We start from the raw sequence: 25,502 nt of genomic DNA on the forward strand, positions 1-25,502 counted from the left end.
GCGTCTTTTTACCTCTCATGGAAAATCAAAGTTCTGACCTCCGTGGCAGTCACATCGACCACCGCGTATCGACCGGCGTTGCCGGCCTCGACGAGATCCTGGCCGGCGGTCTTACGGCAAGCCGGGTCTATCTGGTCGAAGGGCCGCCCGGCGCGGGCAAGACGACTCTTGCACTACAGTTCCTGCTCGAAGGTCAGCGCCATGGCGATACCGGTCTCTACGTCACGCTGTCCGAAACCGCTACGGAGCTGCGTTCGGTGGCCGCGACGCATGGATGGTCACTCGACGGCCTGGCACTCGTCGAACTATTGAGCGACGAAGGGCTCACCCCTGCATACCAGCAGACAGTGCTCAATCCGGCCGAACTCGAACTCGGCGAAACGGTGCGCAACGTGATGCGACAGGTCGAGCAACTTCGTCCTGCACGCGTGGTGTTCGACAGCCTGTCCGAGCTACGGCTTCTGTCGCAGAGTGCACTGCGTTATCGACGGCAGTTACTCGCGCTCAAGCGGTTCCTGGGCAACCGGAACTGCACCGTGCTGCTGCTCGACGACGAAACCTCCGAAGCCGGCGACGTGCAGTTGCACAGTCTGGCGCACGGAGTCATCAACCTGAATCAGATCACGCACGAATACGGCACGCAGCGTCGGCGTCTGCGCATCGTCAAGATGCGCGGCGTGGCCTTTCAGGGAGGTTTTCACGATTTCACGTTGAAAAGCGGGGGCATCCAGGTTTTTCCGACGCTGGTGGCCGGGCATCGACACGCAGAGTTCGACTACGAAAACCTTTCGACCGGTGTGCCGGAACTCGACGCGCTGCTGGGCGGCGGCCTTGCACGCGGAACGAATACTCTGCTGGTGGGCCCGTCGGGCGCGGGCAAAACCACTACCGTGCTCCGGTGCATACAGACGGCACTCGAACGGGGCGAGCATGCCGTCTACTATCTCTTCGACGAAACGCTCGGCACGCTACTGCGTCGCGCAGCGGCGCTCGGCATGGATCTTTCGCCTCATCTGGAAAGCGGTCTGCTGTCGATCCAGCCGATAGACCCAGCAGAGCTTTCGCCAGGCGAATTCACTCACCGCGTCCAGGTGGCGGTCGAGACGCACGGTGCGCGCGTCGTGGCTATCGACAGCATCAATGCGTATCTGCAGGCGATGCCTGGCGAAAAATACCTGATGCTCCAGATGCACGAGCTATTGACCTATCTGAACCAGCGGGGTGTCATGTCCCTGCTCGTTCTCGGTCAGCACGGCATCATCGGAGAGACCCAGAGCAATCTCGACGTGAGCTACCTGAGCGATGCGTTGCTGCTGTTCAGGTTCTTCGAAGCAGAAGGCTCGGTGTTGACTGCGGTGTCCGTCGTCAAAAGCCGGACCAACATGCACGAACGCTCCATTCGGCAATTCCGGCTAAGCGACAAGGGGCTCGAAGTCGGCGATGTGTTGAGCGATTTCAAAGGTGTGTTGTCGGGGCTGCCGTCTTATACCGGACATACGCCTTTGCTCGGCGCGAGTTCCGTTTCCACCGGGTGAGATCTGGCGCTCGGCACCTTTGTCGCTGCCGTACTGACGGGGCGCGGAAGCAGTCCGACGCCCCGTTCGCCGCTCCATCACGGCAACAGCCATTGCCAAAGGCGTGCACATATCGGTAGGCACTCGCCGAGGGAGCGAGAGCGAGAGCGAGGCAACGCCCGTCGAACACCGCGGCTCGGCGGTACATTTCGGTAACATTCGCCAGTCCCTTAGAATGCCGGGATTGATCCAATGACGCCGGAGCTGGTGATGCGTATCCTGGTGATCGAAGACGAGCCGAAAACAGGCGCGTACCTGAAAAAGGGCCTGGAAGAATCGGGCTATTCCGTCGACCTCGCGAACGACGGCGCCGACGGCCTGCTGCTCGCGCAGGAGCAGGACTACGACGTGATCGTACTGGACGTGATGCTGCCGACAATGGACGGTTGGGCCGTGCTGAAAGTACTACGCGCGACTCATGCCACGCCGGTGCTGTTCCTTACCGCGCGCGACGACGTGAACGACCGCGTGCGCGGCCTCGAACTGGGCGGCGACGATTACCTCGTCAAACCATTCGCGTTTGTCGAACTGCTCGCACGCGTGCGTACGTTGGCGCGGCGCGGTCCGCCGCGGGAGAGCGAGCTGCTGGCCGTCGGCGACCTGGAGATGGACATCAACCGGCGGCGCGTGAAACGCGGCGCAACGCGTATCGATCTGACGCCACGCGAGTTCTCGCTATTACAACTGCTGCTGCGCCGCCAGGGCGAGGTGCTGAGCCGCACGCAGATTGCCTCATATGTGTGGGACATGAACTTCGACAGCGATACGAATGTGGTCGAGGTGGCGATTCGCCGCTTGCGCGCGAAGATCGACGACGCTTTTCCGGTCAAGCTGATCCAGACCGTGCGCGGCGTCGGATATGTAATCGAAGCGAAAGAGCCGGACTGATGGCCGCACGTTCGCTGACCACCACGCTTGCGCTCGCGTTCGCTGGCACGACGCTGCTCGTATTCGCGCTGGTCGGCAGCGTGCTGTACTTCGCGCTCGACCGCCAGGTTAAACAGCAGGACGACCTCGACATCGTGCTGATCGCGCGGCACACGCGGCGTCTCGCGCAAGAGCTCGATACGCTCGACGAACTGCGCAGCCACGGCGATCGGCTGACAAGCCAGGTGCTGGGCAACCTTGCGCTATCCATGGAAGTGCGGGATTCGCAGCGCAAGCTGCTGTTCGAACACAACACGGCGGCCATTGCCGACGTGGCGACGCCGTCGCCCGCGCTCATGAAACGGATCGGCGCCTCTCAACGCATCACCGAAGCCGATATCGCAGAGTGGCGCACCGCGCAGGGCGTGCCGGTGCGGGGACTCGCCGCCGATGCGGCGTTGCGCGATGGCACACCGGTGACGGTGATCATCGCGCGCAACATGGCGGATCGCTGGCGTCTGCTCGACCGGTATCGCGACCGGCTGTATGTCGCGGGTCTCGCGGGCATGCTGCTCGCGTTCCTGATGAGCTGGTTGCTGGTGCGCGAGTCGTTGCGGCCATTGCGCGCGATGGCGCGCAGCGCGGCCACCGTCACCGTCGACAAACTGGACACGCGCATCGAAGCCGATGGTGCGCCGAATGAACTGGCGGCGCTCATCGTGTCGCTGAACGCGATGCTGGATCGCCTGCACGGCGGCTTCGAACGGATGTCGCAATACACGGCGGACCTCGCCCACGACATGCGCACGCCGCTTGGCAATCTGCGCGGATCAACTGAAGTCGCGTTGGCACGCCCACGTTCGGCGGATGAATATCAGTCAGTGCTCGCGTCGAATCTCGAAGAGTGCGAACGGTTGTCGCGCATGATCGAAAGCGTGCTGTTTCTAGCCCGTGCCGAGCATCCGCAATTTGTCAAGACGCTGACGCAGGTCGATGCGCAGCAAGAGCTTTCGCGCATCGCCGAATACTTCGAGGGCGTCGCCGACGAAGCCGGCGTGCAAATTCGCGTGACAGGCGGCGGCCAATTGCGCGCCGACGTCGAGCTGTTCCGGCGCGCCGTCAACAATCTGCTTGCGAATGCACTCCGCTATACGCCGCGCGGCGCCATGATCACGTTGAGTGCACAGACGCCCGCCGAGGCTCCCCATACGCTGCGTGTGACCGTGGCGAACGAGGGCAAGCCGATCGATCCGGCCTTGCTCGAGCGGGTGTTCGACCGCTTCTATCGCGTGGATCCGTCGCGCAAAAGCGAGCCGAACGCGTCCGGCTCTGCGGGGCTGGGTCTTGCCATTGTGCGCACCATCATGGAACTGCACGGCGGCAGCGCACATGCCGAAAGCGATGCGGCCAGCACACGCTTCATCCTGACGTTTGCGGCAGCGTAGGCGGCGCGTTCGGTGACGTATTCGTTGCTGTGTTCCCGCTTTCATCGAGCGACGTGCGACTCCAGCCGCCGCCCAGCGCCTTTAGCAACTGCACACTGGCATCAACGCGCCGTGCGTCGATCAGTTCCTGCGTGCGTTCATTCGTCAGCGCGATGGTTTGGGCGGTCACGACATCCAGGTAGCTCACGGCCCCGGCCTGATAGCGGTTCATCGTGAGCTTCAAAGACAATTCAGCGGCCGATGTCGCGCGTTGCTGGCTGTTCGCTTCGCTAGCCAGCGTCGTCAGCGTGGACAGGTTGTCTTCGACTTGCTGGAACGCGGCCAGCACAGTCTGCCGGTAATCCGCCACTGCGCTGTCGTACTGCGCGTTCGCGCCCTGCAACGCGGCATGGCGGCGGCCGCCGTCGAACAGCGTGCCGGCCAGTTGCGCGCCGAGCGACCAGAAGAGGCTGGGCGCCGTGAGCCACGGCGCGAAGAACGTGCTTTCGAGTCCCGCGGTGGCCGACAACGTCAGGTCGGGATAGTAGGCGGCGCGCGCCTCGCCGATCTGCGCGTTGGCCGCCGCGACGCGCCGCTCGGCGGCTGCGATATCCGGCCTGCGTTCCAGTAGTTGCGACGGCACGCCCGTTGGGATCTGCGGCAACCCAACGCTTTTCACTTCGCTGGCCAGGGCGAACGACGACGCGGGCATGCCGATCAACGTCGCGATGGCGTGCTGAAGCTGCGCACGCTGTACGTCGATGTCCGTGTCCTGGCTGCGGGTGCTTTCCAGTTGCGTCTGCGCCTGCGCAACGGCCGATGCGTCGATCGCACCGTCCTTTAACTGCTGTTGCACGATGCTCAAGGCCGCGGCATACGCCGTGACGCTATCGTCGAGCAGCTTCTTCTGACGATCGAGCGAGCGCAGATCGAAGTAATCGGTCGCGAGGTCGCTAGCGACCGACAGGCGCACCGCCTGAAGGTCCGCCTCGCTTGCCTGCGCATTGTCGCGCGCATAGACGGTCGCATCCTTCACACGCCCGAACAGGTCGGGCTCCCAGCTTGCGGTGGCGCCAACCGAGTAGTCGGGCACTGTCTTTCCCGCGAGCGAATGCCCGAGCACGTTCTGCGACAGCCGGGCACGCGACTGCGCCGCGCCCGCCGTCACCGTGGGTGCATAGCCGGCGCGCTGGTAGTCGAGCATCGCTCGGGCGGCCTGCAACTGCGCTACCGCTTTCGCCACCGTCTGATTCGACACATCGACGCGCGCTTCGAGCTGGTCCAGTTCGGCGTCGTGAAAGAGCGTCCACCATGGGCCGGGCGGCTCGGCATCGGCTGGCGCGGCGACGCTCCAGCCGGGCGCCGCCGCGCCTGCGTATCGAGTGGGCACGGCCGCTTCCGGTTGGTGATACGTGGGCAGGGTCGAACACGCAGTCAACGCGCAGGCAGTGACGATAGCCGCGCTGCGGCGGGCGAATGGATGAAAAAGAGTGAGCATGATCCGTCTCCTGGATCGCTTAACCGTGCAGTGCCACGGGTGCGGCGAGGCGCACAGGCTGGCCGTTCGCGAGTGCATCGCCGGGATTGTTGATCACCTGATCCGTCGACGTGACACCGGTCGCGATTTCAACGTAGGTGCCGAAGTCCCGGCCGATCGTCACCTTGCGAAGGTGCGCGCGGCCGTCCTGTCCGATGACCGCAACCGTGACGCCATCGGGTCTGAACAGCAATGCGCTCACCGGCAGTTCAAGCGCGGGGTGCTGCGTGCGCAACGCCAGATGAACCTGCGCATACGCGCCGGGCAACAACGCGCCATCGCGATTGTCGACATCGATCTCCACGCGCAGCGTTCGGCTGACAGAGTCGATTGCGTCGGCGCTGCGTGCGACGGTCGCCGCAAAGGAGCGGCCCGGATACTGCTGGGTCGTCAGATAGACCTGTGTGCCCGCGGTGACGCTGCCGGCATCGTCCTGCGGCACGTTCACATACACGCGCAAGCGGTCGGTCTGTTCGACGTGGAAGAGCTCTCCGGGCGCACTCGCAAGACCCGGCGATCCTCCCGAGGTCACGAGCGCTCCGACGTCGATGTTGCGCACGGTGACGACGCCGTCGAACGGCGCGGTGACTTTCTCGTAGGACACGAGCTCGCTCAGCCGCGCAACGTTCGCCTGCGCCGACGCGAGTGCGGCGAGTTTCGCGGCGCTGTCGCTCGTCTTTGCGTCGGCATCCTGTTGCGAGACCGACTGCGTTTGCAACATGGTCTGCCAGCGCCGCGCGGTACTGTCCGCAAACGCGTAGTTCGCCTTTGCGGTGGCCACGTCGGCGCGTGCCTGTTGCAACTGGGCGTCGAGTTCAGGCGTTTCGATGTCGGCGAGCGTTTGTCCGGCTCGGACCTTCGTGCCGATGTCCGCATACCAGTGCCGAACGTAGCCGCTCGTGCGCGCATAGATCGACGCGTCGGCATACGGCATCACCGAACCGGGCAACAACAGTTCCTGCGAAGCCGGCGCCGGCTTTGGCCGCACCGCATCGACGATCATTTCGCGTTGTGCAGCGACCTGTTGCGAGAGTTCCGTGCTCGCATGCAGACGCGGCACGATTCCGATTGCGAGCAAGGCCGCTGCAATCGCCAGCAGGGCGACGGGCAGCAGCAACGCGCGGCGCTTCGCGGGTTGCGTGCCGGCATCGCTACGCTCGGGTACGGCAAGCGCCGTAGACGCCGTGCCGTCGCGGTCCTGCGGAAGGTTGGACGTAGTCATGGCTTTTCCTTATCGAGCTTGAGTATTCAGTGGCACGGCGGCAGAGCGAGCCGCGCGGCGCCGCGCGAGCCACGCATGTACCGTACCGAACACGACGGGTACGAACATCAGCGTGGAGAGCGTGCCAAATGCCAGGCCGCCGATCACCGCGCGGCCGAGCGGCGCGTTCTGTTCGCCGCCGTCGCCGAGGCCGAGCGCCATCGGCAGCATGCCGATCAGCATTGCGAGCGCGGTCATCAGCACGGGCCTGAAGCGGTTGAAGCCCGCATCGAGCGCGGCGGCGAGCGGCTCCATGCCGGCCTGCAACGACTCCCGCGCCGTGTTGATCACGAGAATGCTGTTTGCCGTTGCAATGCCGATGCACAGAATCGTTCCTGTGAGAGCCGGCACGCTCAGCGTGGTATGCGTCGCGAACAGCATCCATGCGATGCCCGCGAGCGATGCGGGCAAGCCGCTGATGATGATCAGCGGATCCAGCCACGACTGGAAATTCACGACCATCAGCAGATAGACGAGTGCGATTGCGAACACGAGCCCGGCGCCGAGACCCGCGAACGACTCGTTCATCGACTGCACCTGACCGCGCATCACGATCGACGAACCGGGCGGCAACTGCGCGCGCGCCGCGTCGACGATCCTGGATACGTCGGCGGCGACGCCGCCCAGATCGCGTCCCTGCGTCGCCGCGAAGATGTCGAGCACCGGCTGCACGTTGTAGTGCGAGACGACCGCCTGTTGGGAGCTGCGACCCAACGTGCCGAGTGTGCCGAGCTGGTTTTGTGGCGCGACGGTGGGCTGATTCGTAGTCAACGGAATGTTCGAGAGCGTCTGCAGCGAGTCGATGTCGTACTGCGGCACCTCGGCCAGCAGCGGATAGCTGACGCCGTTCTTCGGATCCAGCCAGAAGTTCGGCGTGGTCTGCGAGCTGCCCGATAGCGCGATCAACAGGTTTTGCGCGACGTCGCGCTGCGTGAGGCCCGCCTGCATCGCCTTCGTGCGGTCGACGTTCACGTCGATGGTCGGCGCGTCGCCCGGCTGCTGGATGCGCGCGTCGACGAGACCGCGCACGCCGCGCAACTGCGCAAGCAGCCGGTCGGCCACCACGCGGTTCTTGTCGAGCTGATTGCCGACGATCTGCACGTCGATGGGGGCGGGCAGGCCGAAGTTCAGGATCTGGCTGACGATGTCGGCGGGCAGGAACGCGAACGTCACCCCCGGGAACGACGTGGCGAGCACGTTGCGCAGTTGCGCGACGTATTGCGCGGTGGGCTTGTGCTTCGGTTGCAGCGTCACCAGGATGTCGGCGTCTTCGGGGCCGACCGGATCGGACGAGTCGTAGGTCAGATTGATGCCGCTGACAGGCACACCGATGTTATCGAGCACGGCCGCCTGCTCGGACTTCGGGATCACGCTGCGAATCTTCGCTTCGACCTGATCGGTGATGCGCGCTGTCTCCTCGATGCGGGTGCCCGTCGGTGCGCGCAGATGCAGGCGAATCTGCCCGGTATCGACGGAGGGAAAGAAGTCGCGCCCCGCGAACGGGACGAGGACCAGAGACGCGAGACACAGCGCGACATACACCGGCACGAAACGGCGGCGTCGCGCGATCGCGCGTCCCAGCATCGCACGATAGCCGTTGCGCAGCGCCTCGAAGTGCCGTTCGAACCGCGCCTGGAAACGCGACACCGCGGCGAAGCGTCCGCGCTCGTCGTGGCTGTCTTTGGACGGCGCGCGCATCAGATACATTGCAAGTGTCGGAATCAGCGTGCGCGAGAAAAAGTACGACGCGCACATGGCGAACACGACCGCTTCCGCAAGCGGAACGAACAGGTAACGCGCGACGCCGGACAGCAGGAACATCGGTACGAACACAATGCAGATCGACATAGTCGAGACGAACGTGGGCACTGCGATCTCGCCTGAGCCGTTCAGGATCGCGTCATGCAACGGCTCGCCTTTCTCCAGATGGTGCGTGATGTTCTCGATCGCCACCGTCGCGTCGTCGACCAGAATACCGACAGCGAGCGCAAGGCCGCCAAGCGTCATGATGTTGATGGTCTGCCCGAGCGCTGCAAGTGCAATCAGCGATGTCATCACGGCGAGCGGAATCGTCACGGCAATGATCAGCGTTGCGCGCCAGCTGCCGAGAAACAGCAGAATCATCGCGGCCGTCAGGCACGCGGCGATCAGCGCTTCGCGCACCACGCCCGAAATGGCCGCCTTCACGAACACGGACTGATCCGATAACGGGGTGATGTGCAGTGCTTTCGGCAAACCGGCAGCGATTTTCGGCAGCATGTCCTTGACCTGCTGGATGATCGTCAGCGTCGACGCGCTGCCGGTCTTCTCGACTTGCAGCAGCGCCGCGCGCTTGCCGTCGCTGCGCACGATGTTGGTCTGCGGCGCATAACCGTCGATCACATGCGCGACGTCGCGAACGTACACCACGCCGCCTTGCACCGTCTTGATCGGCAGATCGTTGAGCGCAGCGACGCTCTTCGTGCTGCCGTTCATCTCGACGTTGTATTCGCGCGAGCCGATTTTCGCGGTGCCGCCCGGCAGAATCAGGTTCTGTGCATTGACTGCGTTGACGACGTCGATCGGTGCGAGTCCTTTCGCCTGCAGCGCCTTCGGATCGAGTTCGACCATGATCTGGCGGATCTTGCCGCCGAACGGCAGCGGCACCGCCGCGCCCTGCACGGTGGCTAACTGCGTGCGGATGAAGCTGTTGCCGAGATCGTAGAGCGTCTGTTCGGGCAAGGTGTCGCTCGACAGGCCCAGTTGCAGGACAGGCACCGTCGATGCGTTGTACGTGATGATGTTCGGCGGCAACGTGCCCGGCGGCAGGACGCGCAAGATCGACGCCGAGTTCGATGCGGCTTCGGCGATCGCGCGGTTGATGTCGGCGCCGGGGTGAAAGAAGATCTTCACGACCGAGACGCCGTTTAGCGATTGCGACTCGATGTGCTCGATGTCGTCGACGTCCGTCGTGAGCGCGCGCTCGTAATTCGACGTGATCCGGTGCGCCATGTCTTCGGCGGAAAAGCCGTTGTACGACCAGACAATGCTGACCACGGGAATGTCGATGTTCGGAAAGATGTCGGTCGGCGTGCGCATGATCGCAAGCGGGCCGAGTATGAAGAGCAGCACGGCCACCACGATAAAGGTATAGGGCCGCCGCAGGGCCAGTCTGACTATCCACATGACATTTTCCTGGACGATGGGCTTGAGAGATGGCCTCTGCCGCGGTGCGTCCAAGCGGTGCAATGCGGCGGGCTGATGACGTCGCAGTGTGCCGATCCGTCACTGACTTGTAAGTGACGCCGTCATTACAAGTCTGTTATCTGCATGGGTGCAAAGACGGCAATCGACGGCAACGAGCAGCAGCACTGGGCGCGCTCGAAGATGACAAGCTTGTAATGCGCTGGTCAGCATTGGGTCAGTGCTGATTGCCCACAATCCGTTCAACCCTTCACGAATCGCAACGGAGGGAACCCGGGCCGCGTTCATCGTGAATGTGGCCGCAACCCACAGACAGGTGAATGATCATGAAAGCACTGCTCAACGTTGTTCTCGTTTCCTGCGCACTGGCCGCGCCCGCGCTTTCGTTCGCGCAAACCGTCGACCAACCGGTGACGCGTGCCGAAGTGCGCGCCGATCTCGTGCAGTTTGAAATGGCCGGATATCGTCCGGTTGCATCTGACGCGCAGTATCCCGCGGACATCCAGGCCGCAGAGGCGAAGGTGTCCGCCGCACGGACTGCTGCGTATACGACGTCGGTAGGGGGCGTGTCGATGAACGGCTCGTCGCAAGCAGGCGCGCCGGCATCGGTGGACGGTGCCGGGCAGATCTACTTCGGACATTGAGCCGCGTTTGCGGTGTGACGTGCAACAGCCGGGCGGGCAATGAATGCGTTCCTCGCGTGACGCGGGCTGCCCGGGCTTTCGCTCGCTACCAGTCGATGGCGGTTTCTGATTGCTTCGATGAGGAACCTTGCGCGCTGGCGGCAACTATCGCGAGCAGCGTGGGTCGCTGGTTCGTCTCACGTTCTTGACCAGTGGGTTCGACATCAACCTTGTTCGCGTCGGAACACGCGATAGAGTATTGGTGCTTCCGGCGCGTAACCGGAAGGCAACGATCGACGTGTTCTCAACGAGGCTTTACCACTGCTGATGGACAAACGGCGCGATCTTTTCCAGGTACAGCGCGCGAAGGACCGCCATGGCCGAATCAGTCAGCGGCGGCAGTTCGCTCGCCTCGCTATTTGCTTTGGCTTGCGCTGCGTTCTTCGCCCCTGGGATGACAGTCGTCACTCCATTGTTCATGAGAATCCAGCGAAGCGCGAACTGCGCCATCGTGGCGTTCTGCGGAACGAGTGAGCGGATTTCGTCGACGGCTTCCAGAGCGACGTCATAAGGAACGCCGGCAAAAGTCTCGCCCTTGTCGAACGCCTCGCCATTACGATTGAAAAGGCGATGGTCATTGGCCGCAAACGTCGTCTCGCGCGTCATTTTTCCCGTGAGCAGGCCCGATGCAAGAGGCACCCGGACAATGACCGCGATTCCTCGGTCACGAGCTTCCTGAATGAAGCGGGCTGGCCTTTGCCTGAAAATGTTGTAGATGATCTGTACCGACTTCACGCCCGGATATTCGATCGCCTTCAGACCTTCTTCGACTTTCTCGACCGACACACCGTAGCTGCTGATCTTTCCCGATGCGACCATGCGGTCCATCGCATCGAAAACCTCCGGCCGGTAGTAGACCTCGGTCGGTGGACAATGAAGCTGTACCAGATCGAGGCGCTCCATATCCAGGTTCTTCAAAGACCGGTCGACAAAAGCATGCAGATTCGCTGCGGTGTAGCCCTGTGCCACGTGAGGGTCCAGGCGCCGCCCAGCCTTGGTCGCAACGAAGGGTCGCGGCCCTGAGCGTTCTTTTAGCACGTCCGCGATGATCCGCTCCGAACGCCCGTCGCCGTAAACGTCGGCGGTGTCAATGAAGGTTGTACCGTTGTCGAGCGCTGCATGCAGGGCGGCCTTTGCATCGCTCTCGGCGACGTCGCCCCATGAGCCTCCAATCGCCCATGCGCCAAACCCGATTTCAGAGACGCTTCTTTCCGCGTGTCCGAATTTCCGCTGTTTCATCTTGATTCTCCGTTCATGGCATGAGTTGTCCGCCGTTGACCTCAATGACCTGCCCCGTGATATATCCCGACATGGCGGGAGACGCGAGGAACAGAAATGCACCGACGCATTCCTCCGGCAGGCCCTCTCTGCCCATCGGCACCGTGGCTGTCTGCGACGCCCGGATTTCCGGCGGCGTGTATTTGTCGTGGAACGGCGTTTGTATGAGTCCTGGTGCTACCGCGTTGACCCGTATTCCGTCGTGTACGAATTCCTTTGCATGGCCACGGGTCAAACTGCTGACAAAGCTTTTCGAAGCTGCGTAAAGCACCGCTCCTGCGCCGCCGCCCGTACGTGCAGCAATGGACGACGTATTGATGACGTAACCGCCGGATTCCTTGAGAAACGGATGGGCAGCCGAGGTTGCTTCCCAAACCGATCTAGCGTTCAGATTGACAACCTGTTCGAAGTGGCTGGCCGAGGCGCTTATAGATTCCAGCCGTCCCAACATGCCGCCGGCGTTATTGATGAGCCCGTCAAGTCCGCCTAGCAGTTGCGCCGCTTCCTTTACGACCCGCGATGCTTCGCCCGGCTCGCTGACGTCGCCCTGGACAAGGTGAATGCGCTCCGGTGATTCCGCTCGCAGCGCTTGCGCGGCCGCTTCGCTCTCGTTGAAATGCGCGACCACGTGCGCACCCTGTGCGGCAAATGCGCGAACAACAGCCGCTCCTATTCCAGTCGACCCGCCCGTGACGAGAACTCTCGTATCTTTCAGATCGCCAATGTGTATTTGCTCAAGTCCATGCATGGAATTTCCTCCGAATGGATCAAACATGAGCGGGGCATATGCCTCAGCGCTCTGGGTACTTGACCAGGAAAATGATTACATACCGTAGAATGAAACGGATTCACTGGAGCGATGAATCGCATTCACCATGGCAAAGAACGACCGGATCGATTTTGCAGACTTAAGGTTGTTTCTCGCGATAGTCAGGTGCCGGAGTTTCCGGCTTGCTGCCATTGAACTAGGGCAGACCCCGTCGGCAGTCAGTCACGCGATGCGGCGGCTGGAAGATCGCCTCGGCGCAAAGCTGCTCAACCGCACAAGCAGGGCGGTTTCGCCCACGGAGGCCGGGCTCGATCTCGCTTCCCGGCTGGAAGAAGGCTTCAATCAGATCGGCTCGGCTCTGGAGAGTTTTGAAGCGCCGGGTACGGCGCGGCTCGGCTCTTTACGTCTAAATGTTTTCGCGGATGCCGCCCACTTGCTGGTCGCACCGGCATTGCCGGAATTCGCGCGCCTGTGTCCCGAAGTGCAGCTTACGGTCGTGGTCGATAACCGGCCAATCGATATCGTTGCAGAAGGATACGACGCTGGAATCCGCTACGGTCACCATGTTCCGGAAGACATGATTGCGGTGCCGCTTACCGGCCCGCAGCGATGGGTAATGGCCGCGTCGCCCGCATATCTGAAGAAACACGGCACTCCCCGTCATGTCAGCGAGCTGGCCGATCACAACTGCCTTCAGCTTTTACTCGGCGACAATTCGAGCTACCGTTGGGAGGTCAACGTTGCAGGTAAAACAACCCCTATGCGAGTGCCCGGGTCGATTACGATCAACGATACCGCGACCACGATCAGCGCGTGCAAGGCGGGAATGGGCATAGCGTATCTGCTCGAGGCCCGCATCGCGGATGAACTGGCACGGCATACCCTGAGGGTTGTCCTGGGAGAGCATGCGTGCGCTGAGGATCCTTTCCACATTTACTACAGCGGCCGTCGATACAACCACCCGGCGTTACTTAGCTTGATCAATATCATCCGGAAACAGCAGTCACTCGCGAAGATTTCGAGGGCGCGTGCGTGAGCCGGAACGGAGCCGCCAATTGCTGCTGTTGCCACGAAGGTTCATTGACGTGGATAGTCGTCATGCCGTCCGTCGCACGCGTTCGCATGCGACGGACGAGCGCTCCGATGCCGTTAGTGAGCAACCGGCTCGTTGAGATAGACGCCCGAGGACAGTGTGGCTTTCACCTCACGCGTGAACTCGTCGGTGGATACTTCCTCCGCACCGGCCTCAATTGCGTCGTATGCCTGACGCACGACGTCGGCCGGCGTCGCCTTCGGCACTTCCAGCCCGCGCGTCAGATCCGTATCGATGAAGCCGGCATGAAGCCCGACGACTTGCGTATGCTGTTCGCGCAACGAATGACGCAGGCCGTTGGTCAGAGCCCACGCGGCCGACTTTGACACGCCATAACCAGAGAGGATCGGCCGGTTCACCCAGCTCGCGACCGAAAGCACGTTCAGAATCGCGCCGCCGCCGTTGCCGGCGAGGTTGCCCGCAAACGCCCGCGACATCGCCAGCATGCCAAACACGTTGGTTTCGAGGTGATCGCGCAACGCGTCGATCGCGCCGTCGTCCGTCAGGCTGCCAAGCCGTGCTATGCCCGCATTGTTGATCAGCAGCGTGACGTCACCCGCCGCCTCGGCGGCAGCGGCGACCGCCGCTGGATCGGTCACGTCCAGTTTCACCGGCGCGACGCCCGGCAACGTCACACTGGCCGGATCGCGCGCGCCCGCATAGACCTTGCGCGCCCCTCTTTCGAGCGCCTGTTTCGCAAACTCGAGACCAAGGCCGCGATTCGCGCCCGTTACGAAAACAACAGAACCTTCGATTTTCATGACGCATCCTTCATAGGGTTAATCGCAGGCGCGCCGGCTCACCGGGCGCATGGGAACTGATCAAAAAACTTCGTTGCGTATTACTTCCCTTCACGCCCGAAAGTCCGCTAGACTCATGTCAATGTCGATCGCCATCGTCTTTTGATGCATTGTGTCGACGCAGCTCGGGTATGTCAATGGTGATCGACATTGTGTTTGTTAATCGATGCGATTGTCTGGATAAGGGAGAAAGCGATGGGTGTGTCTCGGCAACAGGCCGCCGAAAACCGGAGCGCGATTGTCGCGGCCGCCGAGCGGCTGTTCCGCATTCACGGCGTCGACGCCGTGGGGCTCGCGGAGCTGATGAAGGAAGCCGGTTTTACGCAGGGTGGCTTTTACAACCACTTCAAGTCCAAGGACGCGCTGGTCGCCGCGGTGATGGAAAAGGCCATGCAAGATTATGCTGATTCGCCGAACGCCGGCAGCCTGGTCAAGCAAACCGCGCGGTACCTGTCGACCCGGCACCGCGACAACATCGAGGCGGGATGCCCGCTGTCCGGCTTCGTTGGCGACGCTCCGCGGATGACCGCCGCCGCGCGTGTGTCCTACGCGCGCGGCCTGGCGGCGTATCTCGACCGGTTTGCAGCCATGATTTGCAAGGAAGGCGCGGCGCCGGAAGAAACCCGCCAGGATGCCATTGCAGCGTTCAGTCAGATGGTCGGGGCGCTCGTGTTATCGCGCGCGGTTGCAGACGCCGATCCCGCCTTCGCAGACGAAATCCTCGAAGCAGGGCGCCGCATGCTTGCCGATGAGACGCCACCTACGGCTCCCTGAGCGCCGGGTGCGATTCACGGCTACGCGCCAAGGATCATTTCAACGCCGACCAGGACAGTGACTGGAATCGGGCAGGGCCGTTCAACTAGTGACTGGTCTAGACCGTCGAAGGTTGTTCGCGCTCGCGGCGCTCAAGGGACGCTCGACCTACACCGTACTCACGCAAGTACGCTGCGTTCGCAATGCACTCAGCACGGCGTCCACAACCCGCTCGACGCTCGGCCAGTTTTTTTCGTGTTGGCCTTCGATATAAACATCCGGTGAGATGCTCTTATAGTGTTCCGGGTATCCCCAGATCGCATCGTGAACCGTCGGCCTCGTGATACTGCCGCCGAGCACGGCGACAGTCGGCCGGTGGAAGGCGGCAGCCACATGCATCAGCATCGAAGAATTCGTCAGGACGGCATTCGCGTTTTCGGCGAGCGCAAAGACCGTTCGCATCGACACCTCGCCTGCCACTGAACGCACCGGAACATTAGGTCCGGCGGCGGCGATAGCTTCGTTGGCACGCGCCTTGTCGGCCTCGCTGCCAACTATAAGAATCTCACAGCGGTCGCCGGACTGTTGCAATGCGGACGCAATCTGCAGGAGAGCTGCCCCAAACTGACGGGGATCCCAAGCCTTGGTGGGCACACCCGCCCCCACGCCGACCAGCACTCGCCATGTCGTGCGAACGTCCGGGGAGTCACTGGACCAGATCCTCATGGCGCTTGCTCGTTCTGCCGCCGTGAGGAAAAGTTGTGGTCGAGCGTCGGGAAGGTCGGTTGCACCGAGCAACTCCGCTTGTGCGAGCGCGGCGCGACCGGATTGACGGCGCGCGAAGTCAATGTAAGCGTGACACCCGCTGTGGCCGCCGCGGTAGCCGCGCACGCCGATGCGGTATCGCACACCAAGCCGCATCATCAGGAGCGCCCCCATGTAACTGCCGAGGACGTCGATGCCGGCGTCAAACCCGCCCCGCTTGCGCAGCGCGGCGACTTGCGGCGACTTCAGCAGGAAACGCACTACGTCACCGGGCGAGCGGTTCTCGACGATCTTGTTGTTCCATGGTGCGTCGACCTCGACGATCTCATCGACGAAGGGATTGTTCTCGAGAATCGGACGCCCCCAACTGCCGATGCCGGCAACGATTCGGGTGGCGGGGAAGCGTTTTTTGAGCGCCTCGAAGATCGGCGTCGCAGTCAGCAATTCACCAAAATCGTTCGGTCGAAGGACAAGAATTTCACGCGGCGTACTGCGATGAGGGTCATGCCGCTGCGGGGTCAAGCGGCCAATCACCCAGACCGGGAATTCAGTAAGCAGGCTTTTCCATTCCATTGCATATCCACGAGATAAGGTGAGTGCCAAGCCGCGCGGAGCGACGCACTGAGTGTGCATGGAAGGAGGTGCCCGGTCTGTGGGCCGCCATACGAAACTGCCGCGTCGTGAGCGCTCGCCGCTATGGTCGTTCGCGAGCTCGCAGCTTTCCGTCGCCGGTGTTGAGGAAATCAATATTGTCCCGTGGCGGCCTCAAGAGGTCGTTGGACATCGGTATCCACATCGTTGAGAATCGAATCAATTGTTTGGTCGAAGCAAAACGCAAGAGATGGACTCAATGGTATCCGGAGGCACTCCATGCAGCAGGAAGAAATTCGTGAAGCCCTGAATGCGCACTGGCACGCGTCGGCGGTCGGCGACCTCGACGCAGAACATGACATTTACGATGACAACGCCATCTGTGACTATCCTCAATCAGGTGAACGCATCCTCGGGCGAAACAATTTGCAGGCACTGCGAGGTCATCACCCAGGTAAACCATCGGGATTCGATATCAGACGGATTCAAGGAGAAGGTAATCTCTGGGTCACGGAATACGCTATCACCTATAGCGGGCGAGTCGCTTATACGGTGAGCATTATGGAATTCCGCAACGACAAGGTCGTTCACGAAACCCAGTATTTTTCGGACCCGTTCGAAGCACCGGACTGGCGAAGCCAATGGGTTCAGCAGATCGCGTGATCTTCTATAGCGGGCGGGATAACTGGGTGCACAGGCTCTGGCATGGTTCTTCACAATCGAGCCGCACGTCCGTTGAGACGGGCCCGCTTTAAGTGAAGATATCTCTCTCGCCCGGCGGACTTCAGTTCAACGTTCTTTCCTCCGGACGCAACGTCAAGACTCGCACACCGTTTCGGGTCACGGCGACGGTATGCTCGAATTGCGCGGACAGTTTTCCATCGTTCGTGACGACCGTCCAGCCATCGTCTTCGGTCCGAACCGCATGTCGGCCCTGGTTGATCATCGGCTCGATGGTAAATACCATGCCTTCTTGCAGCACCAGACCGGTTCGCGGCTTTCCCCAATGCAGCACTTGAGGAAGCTCGTGCATTTCGCGTCCGATGCCGTGCCCGCAATATTCCCTCACGACCGAATAACCGTTTCTCCGTGCGTGCCGCTCGATCGCATGACCGACATCGCCCAGTCGCGCGCCTGGACGAACGGCCCTGATGCCTTTCCACATCGCCTGATAGGTGACTTCCACGAGCCGTTTAGCCAAGGGCGATACCTCGCCTGGCAGATACATTTTGCCGGAGTGGCGGTGGTGAAAGCACTTCACACTGGAGGTTCGTCCACGGATCTCCGCGTCGCGAATCGCATGACCTGTCTGTTCAGTCTGCATTGCCGCTGGAACGCAGCAACGTGATGCGGAAATGTTCGACTAGTGGTCTCAGGTTGACCCTGTGCCATGCCGCCCAAAGCGCCGTGCGGTAGCTGAACCATGACAGCTCGCGCAGCACGACACCGGCCGGCGCCTGATGGCGCAGGCTTTGCTGGATCATGGTGAGCCCCAGGCCGGCGGCGACGAGCCCGAGCGCGGCCAGCGGCTCGGTCGCTTCCATTCCGATATCGGGCGTGAAGCCCGCCTTCGCGCATGCTGCTATGAAGTTGTCGTGCCGTAGCGCGCCTTCGGTGTGCATTACGCCAATCCACTTCTGCGCCGCGAGGTCTTCAGGCGTGAAACGGTCCGCGTCGGCGAGCGGATGGCCCACCGGAATCGCGAGCAGCATCGGGTCGTCAAGCACTTGGGCGGCTTCGAGATCCGGGTCGTCGGACGGTGGCGGATCGCACACGAGTGCGATGTCGAGGCTGCGCTGACGCAGGCCTGTCAGCTGTTCGGCCGAGTGGTAGTTGTAGAGCGCGATGTGCACATCGGGCCGGTCCGTGCGGAGTTGCCGCAGCGCGTTGGGCAGCACGCCGGAGTGCATCGCGTTCTCCAGATAGCCGATGCACAGACCGCCTTCGTCGCCGCGGCCAAGCCGCCGCGCGAGCGATTCGAGGCGCTTCGCATGCGTGAGAAACGCCTGGGTTTCGGCGAGAAATGTCCGTCCATCGGTCGTCAAACGAATGCGCTGCTGCGAGCGCTCGAACAGTGTCAAGCCGAGATGTTCTTCTAGCTGGGCGATCTGGCGGCTGAGCGGCGACTGCGAGATGTGCAGCCGTTCCGCAGCGCGGCCGACGTGCTGTTCCTCAGCCACGGCCACGAAATAATGCAACTGTCGGATATCGAGCATGTAAGACCTTCTGGGACTCAAGTCTATCTAATTATGTCTTGGACAGACTTAAGCCCGCAACCTAGACTTTTGCTATCAACTCAACACAAGGAGCAGGTCGATGAGTATCAAGGATAAGTTGCCGGCTGGTACGCAGCTCGGTTTCGGCACAGCCCCGCTGGGCAACATGTATCGTGACATTCCGGAAGAGGAGGCGCTGGCGACCGTCAAGGCCGCCTGGGATCAGGGCGTCCGCTATTTCGACACGGCCCCGCTATACGGCGCGGGCCTGTCCGAAATCCGCCTTGGGAAAGCACTGGCCGGCTATCGGCGCGACGAATATGTGCTCAGCACCAAAGTCGGCCGTGTCGTTCTGGACGAAATAGAGGATGCGAGCGCGCGCGATCTGGGCGAGAAGGGCGGCGTGTTCGAATTTGGCCTTCCCAACAAGATCGTCAACGACTATTCGACCGACGCCACGCTGCGCTCGGTCGAAGACAGTCTGAAGCGCCTGGGGACCGACCGCCTGGATATCGTCTGGGTGCATGACGTCGCGCAGGACTTTTACGGCGACGAATGGCTTGCGGTCTTCGAATCGGCGCGTACGGGCGCGTTCCGTGCGTTGACGCGGCTGCGTGACGAAGGCGTCATCAAGGCTTGGGGGCTCGGCGTGAACCGCGTCGAACCTTGCGAACTGCTGCTCGACCTCTCTGAGTCGAAGCCGGACGGCTTTCTGCTCGCTGGACGATACTCGCTGCTCGATCACGAGCGTGCGCTGCAGCGCCTGATGCCGGCCGCCGCCGCGCAGAACGTCGAGATCGTCGCCGGTGGTCCGTACAGTTCCGGCGTGCTGGCAGGCGGCGCGAACTTCGAATACCAGAAGGCGTCGCCGGAGATTCTCGCGAAGGTCGAACGCATCAAGGCCGTCGCCGCGCGCCACAACGTGAGCGTGAAGGCGGCTGCGCTGCAGTTCGTGCTGGCCAACCCGGTCGTCGCGGCGGTGATTCCCGGCGCAAGCAAACCGGCACGCATCGCGGAAGACCATGCGGCCGTCAAGGAAGTCATTCCCACGGACTTCTGGCGCGAGTTGCGCGAGCAAGGTCTGGTGGCGGCGAATGCGCCGCTGCCGGCCAACGCATAAGGAGCGAAATGGCACAGGCCAATGCATCCATTACGGTTCCCGTTTCGCCCGACATCGTGTGGCAACTGATCGGCGGCTTCAACTCGCTACCGGACTGGCTTCCGCATGTCCTGTCCAGCGAGTTGAGCGAAGGCGGCCGCGTGCGGCGCCTTGCCAACCCGAATGGCGACGTTATCGTCGAGCGCGCTGGAAGCGTTCGATAACCGCGCGCGCAGCTATACCTATTCGATTCTCGAAGCGCCTTTTCCGGTTACAGAGTACCGCTCGACGTTGCGCGTTGATGAGGTCGGAGATGGTCGCTCATTGCAGGTCGGTTGGTCCGGTGACGCGCGATCAGGAACACATCGCCGCCGCTGGAACTGATCCTGCCGAGGTTGACCACGCTCGCGTCCGACTTGCCCGACAGCGTGAGTGCATCGCCGCCGTTGATGAAGGCGTCGTTGCAGATATCCAGCGTGGACGCGACGAAGCGTCCGCCCGTGCTGACAACGCCCAAGGGCCCCACGACGATGCCTTGCGGATTGATCAGGTAAAGGCTGCCGGTGGCGGTGAGCTTGCCGAGAATCAATGACAGGTCGCCGCCCGTTACACGGTTCAGCGTCGCGCCCGAACCGTTGTTGAAGGCGACGGTGTTGCCGTTGCCAATCGAGAAACTGTGCCAGTCAATCACGCCGCGGGACGAGGATTGGTCGATCGTCAGCAAACTGGTGCCGCTGTTAATCGCGCCCTGCCCCCGGACGAAGGCGCCGCTCTGCGGCAGTGGTCCGGCCGCCTGGGCCATCGGTACCCACCACGCGGCGAACGCGAGCGGCACCCATAGCGCGAGCGGCAGCGGGCGCCGGACACGCGTCAACGCGGAAGGCCGGGACCGAGGTGCAACGCGTGCCGCGCCGGCAAACGCCAGCGTAAAGGTTGGCCCGTTGCGCGGGGTTAGCGGCGACTGGATCGCCAGTCCGATTGAATGACGCGACATGATCCCTCCCGAAACGTGATTCGTAGAAAGTCGTTGTCGCGGAATGCAGTTTGTTGCGACCAGGCAAGGCGCGAAAGCCGCCATACCGCACAACACAGCCTAGTGGTAGCTGCGCGTTTCGAAAGACAAACCGGTATTTGCGCATGCACCCGGTGCTTGCCGGTATCTCGCCAAGCGGGGAGGGTTTCGGTCGCCGCGATGGCAGGAATGGCTTTTCAACCTTCGAAAGCTCCAGTCAAGCGGGCGCGCGGTCCAGCGGCGGATCGGGGGCGTGCGGCTGTCAGCTCGCCGCCGTCGATGCGTCGGTGCCGACGGTCTCAGACTCGTGTCACTCGATATAGGGCGAAGGTCCGCCGGTCTTCGAAGCCCAGGCGGCGATAGAGCCCGATGGCCGTCGCGTTGTCGGCGCGCACGTGTAGAAATGGCACGTCTCCGCGCTTCCGTATTTCGGCGCGCAAGATATTCATCAGGCGGGCCGCGATGCCTTTGCCACGGTAGTCGTCGTCCACGCATACCGCGCTGATCTCGACGAAGCCGTCGAGCCGCATGCGTTCACCAGCCATCGCGATAAGGCGTCCTTTGTCCCGCAAACCAATGTACTGACCTGTCTCGACGGTGCGTTGCGCGAACGGCCCTGGGTTGGTCCTAACGACCAATGCAACCATGTCGTCCGCGTCGACCGCGCCCAGACGTTCCACATCGCCTATGTCGCCCGGTTCGATGGTGCGCTTGTCGGTCATCTGCAGGACATCGAAGAGTTTTTCCGCGCGCAGTCCCGCCTCGGTTGCAGTGGAGGGGATATCGGTCAGCGTCTGGAGCAGTACCGCCTCTCCTGGAGCGAGCAGGTCGGCAAGCTGTTCCAGAGCTTCTCCACTCAAGCATTCCACTGCGGCGAATGGGGCGATCGACGGAAGGAAGCGGCGCGCAAGGCCGGCGCCCGCGGCGAGTCGCGCTTGCTTCGCGGTGAGTGCTTCCCACGCGGGGTTATCGAGTCTGTCCGCATCGATTCTGTGCATGGTTTTCTCTGTGGATGACGCCCGTCGGGCAGCTGTGGTCAGACGGCGTGTTCGAAGATCGCCATAGCGAACACGATGGTGGCGCCGAAGCCGGTCAGGAAAGCGAGCGTGCGAACGACCGGCACGCCCGCCATGTAGACGACGTAGTGAACCAATCGGGCCAGCAAATAGATCTTGGCCGCAACGACAGTTGCCGCCGTGGAGACGCCGAGCGCCGCGGCGATGAGCACGAGCGGGGCGAACACTATGAGGTTCTCGACGGCGTTGGCGTGGGCGCGCTTCGCCCGTTTTGCCCAGGACGGATCGCCCGGCAAGAACGATGCGGGATCACGCATCGCGCGCAGCGGCCCATTGGTGGCAATGCGCGCGAGGACATAAGGCACCCACATGAGCGCCGTCGCCACGGCGACGGTGGCGAGGCAAGCCAGTTCGGAAGTCAGTTGCATGGTGTCGTCAGGTCTTGTTTTCGCAATGTCCGGGCTCACCCAAAGCCCGATTAGATGAACTGATTCTAGGCACCGTGCCGCGCCGGAGCTATAGTCACAAATGACAATTTCAGGTTCATTTGTGACATGAAGATCGGCATACTTGCGCTGGATGGCGTATTCGACACAGGACTGACGACCCTGCTCGACACTTTCGCGACCGCCAACGAACTCGCGCTGGCGCGCGGCGCGGCCCACGCACCGCTCGACATCGAAGTCGTGGGCTTCACGCGACAGATCCGCACGGCAATGGGTCTGAGGATCGCTGCTGCGCCCGTGCGCGTCATCGGCAGGCCGGACTGGATCGTGGTGCCGGCGCTCAATGCGAAGACACGCGACGCGCTGCTCGCCGCTCTTGGCCGGCGTGATGTCGTCGAGGCAAAAAAGCGTCTTAGAGCGTGGCGGGAAAAGGGAATCGGTATCGCTGCGGCATGCATCGGCACCTTCGTGCTCGCCGACAGCGGACTGCTGGACGGCGAAGACGCGACCACCACCTGGTCGCTCGCACCGTTGTTTCGCGAGCGTTATGCGGAGGTCCGGCTGGACGATTCACGCATGGTCGTAAGCTCGAATGGAATCGTCACGGCGGGCGCGGCTATGGGGCATCTCGATCTCGCGCTTTGGTTCGTGCGGCAGGCGAGCCCCGAGCTCGCAACGCTGGTCGCCCGTTTCTTGCTGATTGACAACCGTACGTCGCAGGCGCAATACATCATCCCGGACTATTTGGCGCATGCCGATCCGCTGGTCGAGCGTTTTGAACGATGGGCCCGCGACAATCTGCCGAACGGTTTCTCACTACAGGATGCGGCGAATGCGCTGCACGTCCATACGCGCACGTTGCAGCGCCGGACGGAACTCGTGCTCGGCAAATCGCCGCTGGCGTTCTTTCAGGACCTGCGCGTCCAGCGTGCGCGTCAACTCGTTCTGGACGGTTGCGACCTCGACACCGTGGCCGAGCGCGTTGGATACGCTGACGCTTCGACATTGAGGAATCTGCTTCGCCGGAAACTCGGTCGCGGTGTGCGCGAACTGAGAGTGGACGGTTGATAGCACGCGGAGTTGGCTGGCAGCATCGGTCATCAGCTCACGCTTCCGCTCGTCCTGCTGCTCACGTCCAAGGGCGCGGCGAGCGTCAGCGGAGGCGCATTCATCGTAATGGCCGCGACGCTCAGTTCCGTGCAGGCATCCCTGTAGCCGTCCTTGTTCTCGTGTTCGGCATCTGTCGATTTATCTCGGAAGGCGGCGCGTTGATCAACGTCATCGGCAACGGCATCGCGACGATCGTCGTCGCCAAATGGGAAAGGCGCTCGACCGCGATACGTTTAAACGCTTGCTCTCTTTGTATCGTGCCATTATGTTGAAAATTCCGTTTGTGATGATGGACGAACCAGGCGCGAGGCGCTATGTTCGTTCCAGTCCTCCTCCGCGGTAGCTCAACTTCGACATTCGCAGCCTCAATAATCGATGAAAAGAATTTCTGTCCGCCGCTCGAGCGTTCATGGTCGCGGCGTCTTTGCGCTGCAGCCCTTATGTGCCGGCGAGCTCATCCTCGAGTACACGGGCACGGTGATGAGCTGGAAGCGTGCGATAAGTCGCCATCGCCGGTTCGGGGAGGAGGGCCATACGTTCCTCTTTGGACTTTCTGATGGACGGGTCATCGACGGTTCGCTCGGCGGCAACAGCGCGCGCTGGCTCAACCATGCCTGCGTCGCCAACTGTGAGGCCGTCGAGGATGAGGGAAGGGTCTACATTCAGGCCGTGTCGGATATCCAGCCGGGCGAGGAACTCTTCATCGCATACGGTCTCACGACAGAGGGCCGTGCCTCGGCAGCAGTGCGCGCGCAGTATGCTTGCCGCTGCGGCCACCGGCGATGTCGCGGAACGATGCTCGCAGGTGCGTGAGCAGCACCTCGCAATGTCGGCGTATATCCTGAGTTCGCGCGCTCTGGTGCTCTCCGCGACGGGCTGCAACCGCATCGGGTAACCGTCTCACATGGGCGCTTTGCATCGCCGCAGACATCTGGATTCAAGCGGCGGCAACGGTTGCCCCGTCAAGCGGTACTCGACACGCTCGTGGCTCACGCCGCTTATTTGGCGTACTTTGCCAACAACGAACGGATCGCCTGGTCGTTCATGTTTTTTGGCGTAACGGTGACCACGTCGACGAATATATTGCGGGGCGGCGGATGGCCCTGAAGTGCCTCGACCAGCGACGCCAGCGCGAGGTAACCCATGCGGTAAGGGTCCTGCAATATGGCGGCGTGGACGATTCCTCTTTTGAGGCCTTCCATGAATTCCGGACGCCAGTCGAATAGCACGAGGCGCGGGCGCTGGTCGACTGCCGCGTTTTCAATTACCCGCAGAGCGCCGTAGGCGATGGGTTCGGCCGGCGCGAAAACGGCGTCCAGGCGGGCCGGGTAGGCGTTTATCGCCTCAGCGATCAGCGCTTCGGCATCGCGTGGTCGATACCCGACATAGGTGTCGATCACCACATCCCATCCCTCTCTGCGGGCGACGCTTAAGAATCCGCTTTCTCTCGCGGAAGTCGAACTCACGTTGGGCGCGAGCCGCAGCATTGCCACCTTGGCGCCCTTTTTCAAAACCGGTACGAGGCTGAGCGCGGCCTTCCTGCCTGCGCCGTAATTGTCTGTGTGTACCGTCGAGAGGCCGTCGTAATCGGCGTTATACCGATCGACAAGGACCACCGGGACAGGGATTGAAACCCGCGTGTCGCTTGCCAATGGTTCCGGTGCCAATAGCAGACCCGAGACTCCCTGCGTCACCATGTAATCGATAATGCGCAACTGGATATTCGATGTATTGAGCGACTCACCATCGGACGGGCTGCGAATCAGCAGATCTACATGACGATCATGGGCCGACTGTTGTATTCCCTTGAGCATTGTCTGGTAGAAAACAAGCGATGAGCCCGGTAGGACAGCACCGATTGTGATCGCATACGCGGTGGGCACGATCCCCGCCAACGACCAAAGCAGTATGAATAATTTCAGAGGTCCAAGCATGGTGTTTCCACTGGCAGTGGCCTGGAGCTGACCGGGCAAGCTTGCGGGAAGGCATTGCCTTGTTATGAAGGTTCTTACCAGGCAAGCGAAA

General features: G+C 62.1%; 21 protein-coding genes and 4 pseudogenes. 12 read left to right on the forward strand and 13 right to left on the reverse strand.

What is annotated here, in order from left to right; translation table 11 throughout:
- The first annotated feature begins 17 nt into the window (after positions 1-17).
- The 3 genes from JMY24_RS27045 (at position 18) to JMY24_RS27055 (ending at position 3,886) form a co-directional block, all read left to right on the forward strand.
- A complete protein-coding gene (locus tag JMY24_RS27045) occupies positions 18-1,535 on the forward strand; it encodes an ATPase domain-containing protein (RefSeq protein WP_128596146.1) in 1,518 nt (505 codons plus the stop codon).
- 249 nt (positions 1,536-1,784) lie between these two features.
- On the forward strand, positions 1,785-2,462 hold the full coding sequence (locus JMY24_RS27050; protein ID WP_128584019.1) for a heavy metal response regulator transcription factor: 678 nt from the start codon (positions 1,785-1,787) through the stop codon (positions 2,460-2,462).
- The gene (locus tag JMY24_RS27055) at positions 2,462-3,886 is read left to right on the forward strand and encodes a heavy metal sensor histidine kinase (protein WP_128596147.1); all 1,425 of its coding nucleotides are present in this window, start codon (positions 2,462-2,464) and stop codon (positions 3,884-3,886) included. The genes JMY24_RS27050 and JMY24_RS27055 overlap by 1 nt, the downstream gene beginning before the upstream one ends.
- Here JMY24_RS27055 and JMY24_RS27060 read toward each other — a convergent pair.
- Genes JMY24_RS27060 through JMY24_RS27070 form a run of 3 tightly spaced genes read right to left on the reverse strand, consistent with a single transcriptional unit; the run spans position 3,861 to position 9,828 of the window.
- Positions 3,861-5,363: an efflux transporter outer membrane subunit gene (locus JMY24_RS27060; protein ID WP_201703240.1), complete on the reverse strand. Its 1,503-nt coding sequence runs from the start codon at positions 5,361-5,363 to the stop codon at positions 3,861-3,863. The genes JMY24_RS27055 and JMY24_RS27060 overlap by 26 nt on opposite strands.
- A 19-nt stretch (positions 5,364-5,382) precedes the next feature.
- Positions 5,383-6,624 carry an efflux RND transporter periplasmic adaptor subunit gene (locus JMY24_RS27065; RefSeq protein WP_128596826.1) on the reverse strand — a complete coding sequence of 414 codons (1,242 nt, stop codon included), beginning with the start codon at positions 6,622-6,624 and terminating at the stop codon, positions 5,383-5,385.
- Between the two features lie 9 nt (positions 6,625-6,633).
- Positions 6,634-9,828, reverse strand: coding sequence for an efflux RND transporter permease subunit (locus tag JMY24_RS27070; RefSeq protein ID WP_128596825.1), 3,195 nt, complete (start codon positions 9,826-9,828; stop codon positions 6,634-6,636).
- Between the two features lie 344 nt (positions 9,829-10,172).
- Between JMY24_RS27070 and JMY24_RS27075 the strand changes: the two genes are divergently transcribed.
- The gene (locus JMY24_RS27075) at positions 10,173-10,490 is read left to right on the forward strand and encodes a DUF4148 domain-containing protein (protein WP_128596824.1); all 318 of its coding nucleotides are present in this window, start codon (positions 10,173-10,175) and stop codon (positions 10,488-10,490) included.
- A gap of 294 nt (positions 10,491-10,784) precedes the next feature.
- On the opposite strand, the gene JMY24_RS27080 is transcribed toward JMY24_RS27075, so the two are convergent.
- Together JMY24_RS27080 and JMY24_RS27085 are read right to left on the reverse strand one after the other, a co-directional pair.
- Positions 10,785-11,768, reverse strand: coding sequence for an aldo/keto reductase (locus JMY24_RS27080; protein ID WP_128584005.1), 984 nt, complete (start codon positions 11,766-11,768; stop codon positions 10,785-10,787).
- A gap of 13 nt (positions 11,769-11,781) precedes the next feature.
- The gene (locus tag JMY24_RS27085) at positions 11,782-12,555 is read right to left on the reverse strand and encodes an SDR family NAD(P)-dependent oxidoreductase (RefSeq protein ID WP_128596823.1); all 774 of its coding nucleotides are present in this window, start codon (positions 12,553-12,555) and stop codon (positions 11,782-11,784) included.
- A gap of 127 nt (positions 12,556-12,682) precedes the next feature.
- Between JMY24_RS27085 and JMY24_RS27090 the strand changes: the two genes are divergently transcribed.
- Positions 12,683-13,612 carry a LysR family transcriptional regulator gene (locus tag JMY24_RS27090; RefSeq protein ID WP_128596822.1) on the forward strand — a complete coding sequence of 310 codons (930 nt, stop codon included), beginning with the start codon at positions 12,683-12,685 and terminating at the stop codon, positions 13,610-13,612.
- A gap of 113 nt (positions 13,613-13,725) precedes the next feature.
- Here JMY24_RS27090 and JMY24_RS27095 read toward each other — a convergent pair whose 3' ends face one another.
- Positions 13,726-14,430 (reverse strand): SDR family oxidoreductase, encoded by a 705-nt coding sequence (locus JMY24_RS27095; protein WP_128584003.1) that lies wholly within the window; start codon positions 14,428-14,430, stop codon positions 13,726-13,728.
- Between the two features lie 234 nt (positions 14,431-14,664).
- On the opposite strand from JMY24_RS27095, the gene JMY24_RS27100 reads away from it, so the two are divergent.
- Positions 14,665-15,243 (forward strand): TetR/AcrR family transcriptional regulator, encoded by a 579-nt coding sequence (locus JMY24_RS27100; protein ID WP_128596827.1) that lies wholly within the window; start codon positions 14,665-14,667, stop codon positions 15,241-15,243.
- 147 nt (positions 15,244-15,390) lie between these two features.
- On the opposite strand, the gene JMY24_RS27105 is transcribed toward JMY24_RS27100, so the two are convergent.
- The gene (locus JMY24_RS27105; protein WP_201703241.1) at positions 15,391-16,560 is read right to left on the reverse strand and encodes a glycosyltransferase family 9 protein; all 1,170 of its coding nucleotides are present in this window, start codon (positions 16,558-16,560) and stop codon (positions 15,391-15,393) included.
- A 297-nt stretch (positions 16,561-16,857) separates the two neighbouring features.
- Here JMY24_RS27105 and JMY24_RS27110 point away from each other — a divergent pair, with 297 nt between their 5' ends.
- Positions 16,858-17,241 (forward strand): nuclear transport factor 2-like protein, encoded by a 384-nt coding sequence (locus JMY24_RS27110; protein WP_128596821.1) that lies wholly within the window; start codon positions 16,858-16,860, stop codon positions 17,239-17,241.
- 121 nt (positions 17,242-17,362) lie between these two features.
- On the opposite strand, the pseudogene map reads toward JMY24_RS27110, so the two are convergent.
- Positions 17,363-17,815: pseudogene (gene map / locus JMY24_RS27115) on the reverse strand (type I methionyl aminopeptidase); the annotation flags it as partial.
- A gap of 76 nt (positions 17,816-17,891) precedes the next feature.
- Positions 17,892-18,794, reverse strand: coding sequence for a LysR family transcriptional regulator (locus tag JMY24_RS27120; RefSeq protein ID WP_128596820.1), 903 nt, complete (start codon positions 18,792-18,794; stop codon positions 17,892-17,894).
- Between the two features lie 100 nt (positions 18,795-18,894).
- Between JMY24_RS27120 and JMY24_RS27125 the strand changes: the two genes are divergently transcribed.
- Together JMY24_RS27125 and JMY24_RS27130 are read left to right on the forward strand one after the other, a co-directional pair.
- Complete coding sequence (locus tag JMY24_RS27125; protein ID WP_128583999.1) at positions 18,895-19,914, forward strand: aldo/keto reductase; 1,020 nt, start codon at positions 18,895-18,897, stop codon at positions 19,912-19,914.
- 8 nt (positions 19,915-19,922) lie between these two features.
- A pseudogene (locus JMY24_RS27130) lies at positions 19,923-20,238 on the forward strand (SRPBCC family protein); the annotation flags it as partial.
- Between the two features lies 1 nt (position 20,239).
- Here the strand turns inward: JMY24_RS27130 and JMY24_RS27135 are convergent.
- From JMY24_RS27135 to JMY24_RS27145, 3 genes and pseudogenes are all read right to left on the reverse strand, one after another.
- Positions 20,240-20,695: pseudogene (locus JMY24_RS27135) on the reverse strand (two-partner secretion domain-containing protein); the annotation flags it as partial.
- Between the two features lie 509 nt (positions 20,696-21,204).
- On the reverse strand, positions 21,205-21,903 hold the full coding sequence (locus tag JMY24_RS27140; protein ID WP_128597059.1) for a GNAT family N-acetyltransferase: 699 nt from the start codon (positions 21,901-21,903) through the stop codon (positions 21,205-21,207).
- Between the two features lie 38 nt (positions 21,904-21,941).
- Positions 21,942-22,349: an MAPEG family protein gene (locus JMY24_RS27145; protein ID WP_128597060.1), complete on the reverse strand. Its 408-nt coding sequence runs from the start codon at positions 22,347-22,349 to the stop codon at positions 21,942-21,944.
- Positions 22,350-22,475: 126 nt separating this feature from the next.
- Here JMY24_RS27145 and JMY24_RS27150 point away from each other — a divergent pair, with 126 nt between their 5' ends.
- The 3 genes and pseudogenes from JMY24_RS27150 (at position 22,476) to JMY24_RS27155 (ending at position 24,290) form a co-directional block, all read left to right on the forward strand.
- On the forward strand, positions 22,476-23,435 hold the full coding sequence (locus JMY24_RS27150; protein WP_128583996.1) for a GlxA family transcriptional regulator: 960 nt from the start codon (positions 22,476-22,478) through the stop codon (positions 23,433-23,435).
- A gap of 21 nt (positions 23,436-23,456) precedes the next feature.
- Positions 23,457-23,820, forward strand: a pseudogene (locus tag JMY24_RS38510) (cation:dicarboxylate symporter family transporter); the annotation flags it as partial.
- Between the two features lie 32 nt (positions 23,821-23,852).
- Complete coding sequence (locus JMY24_RS27155; RefSeq protein ID WP_128597061.1) at positions 23,853-24,290, forward strand: SET domain-containing protein; 438 nt, start codon at positions 23,853-23,855, stop codon at positions 24,288-24,290.
- A 185-nt stretch (positions 24,291-24,475) separates the two neighbouring features.
- Here the strand turns inward: JMY24_RS27155 and JMY24_RS27160 are convergent, their stop codons facing one another.
- Positions 24,476-25,411 (reverse strand): substrate-binding domain-containing protein, encoded by a 936-nt coding sequence (locus tag JMY24_RS27160; protein ID WP_201703242.1) that lies wholly within the window; start codon positions 25,409-25,411, stop codon positions 24,476-24,478.
- Positions 25,412-25,502 lie beyond the last annotated feature (91 nt).

The organism is Paraburkholderia kirstenboschensis (assembly GCF_904848585.1).
Lineage (GTDB): Bacteria > Pseudomonadota > Gammaproteobacteria > Burkholderiales > Burkholderiaceae > Paraburkholderia > Paraburkholderia kirstenboschensis.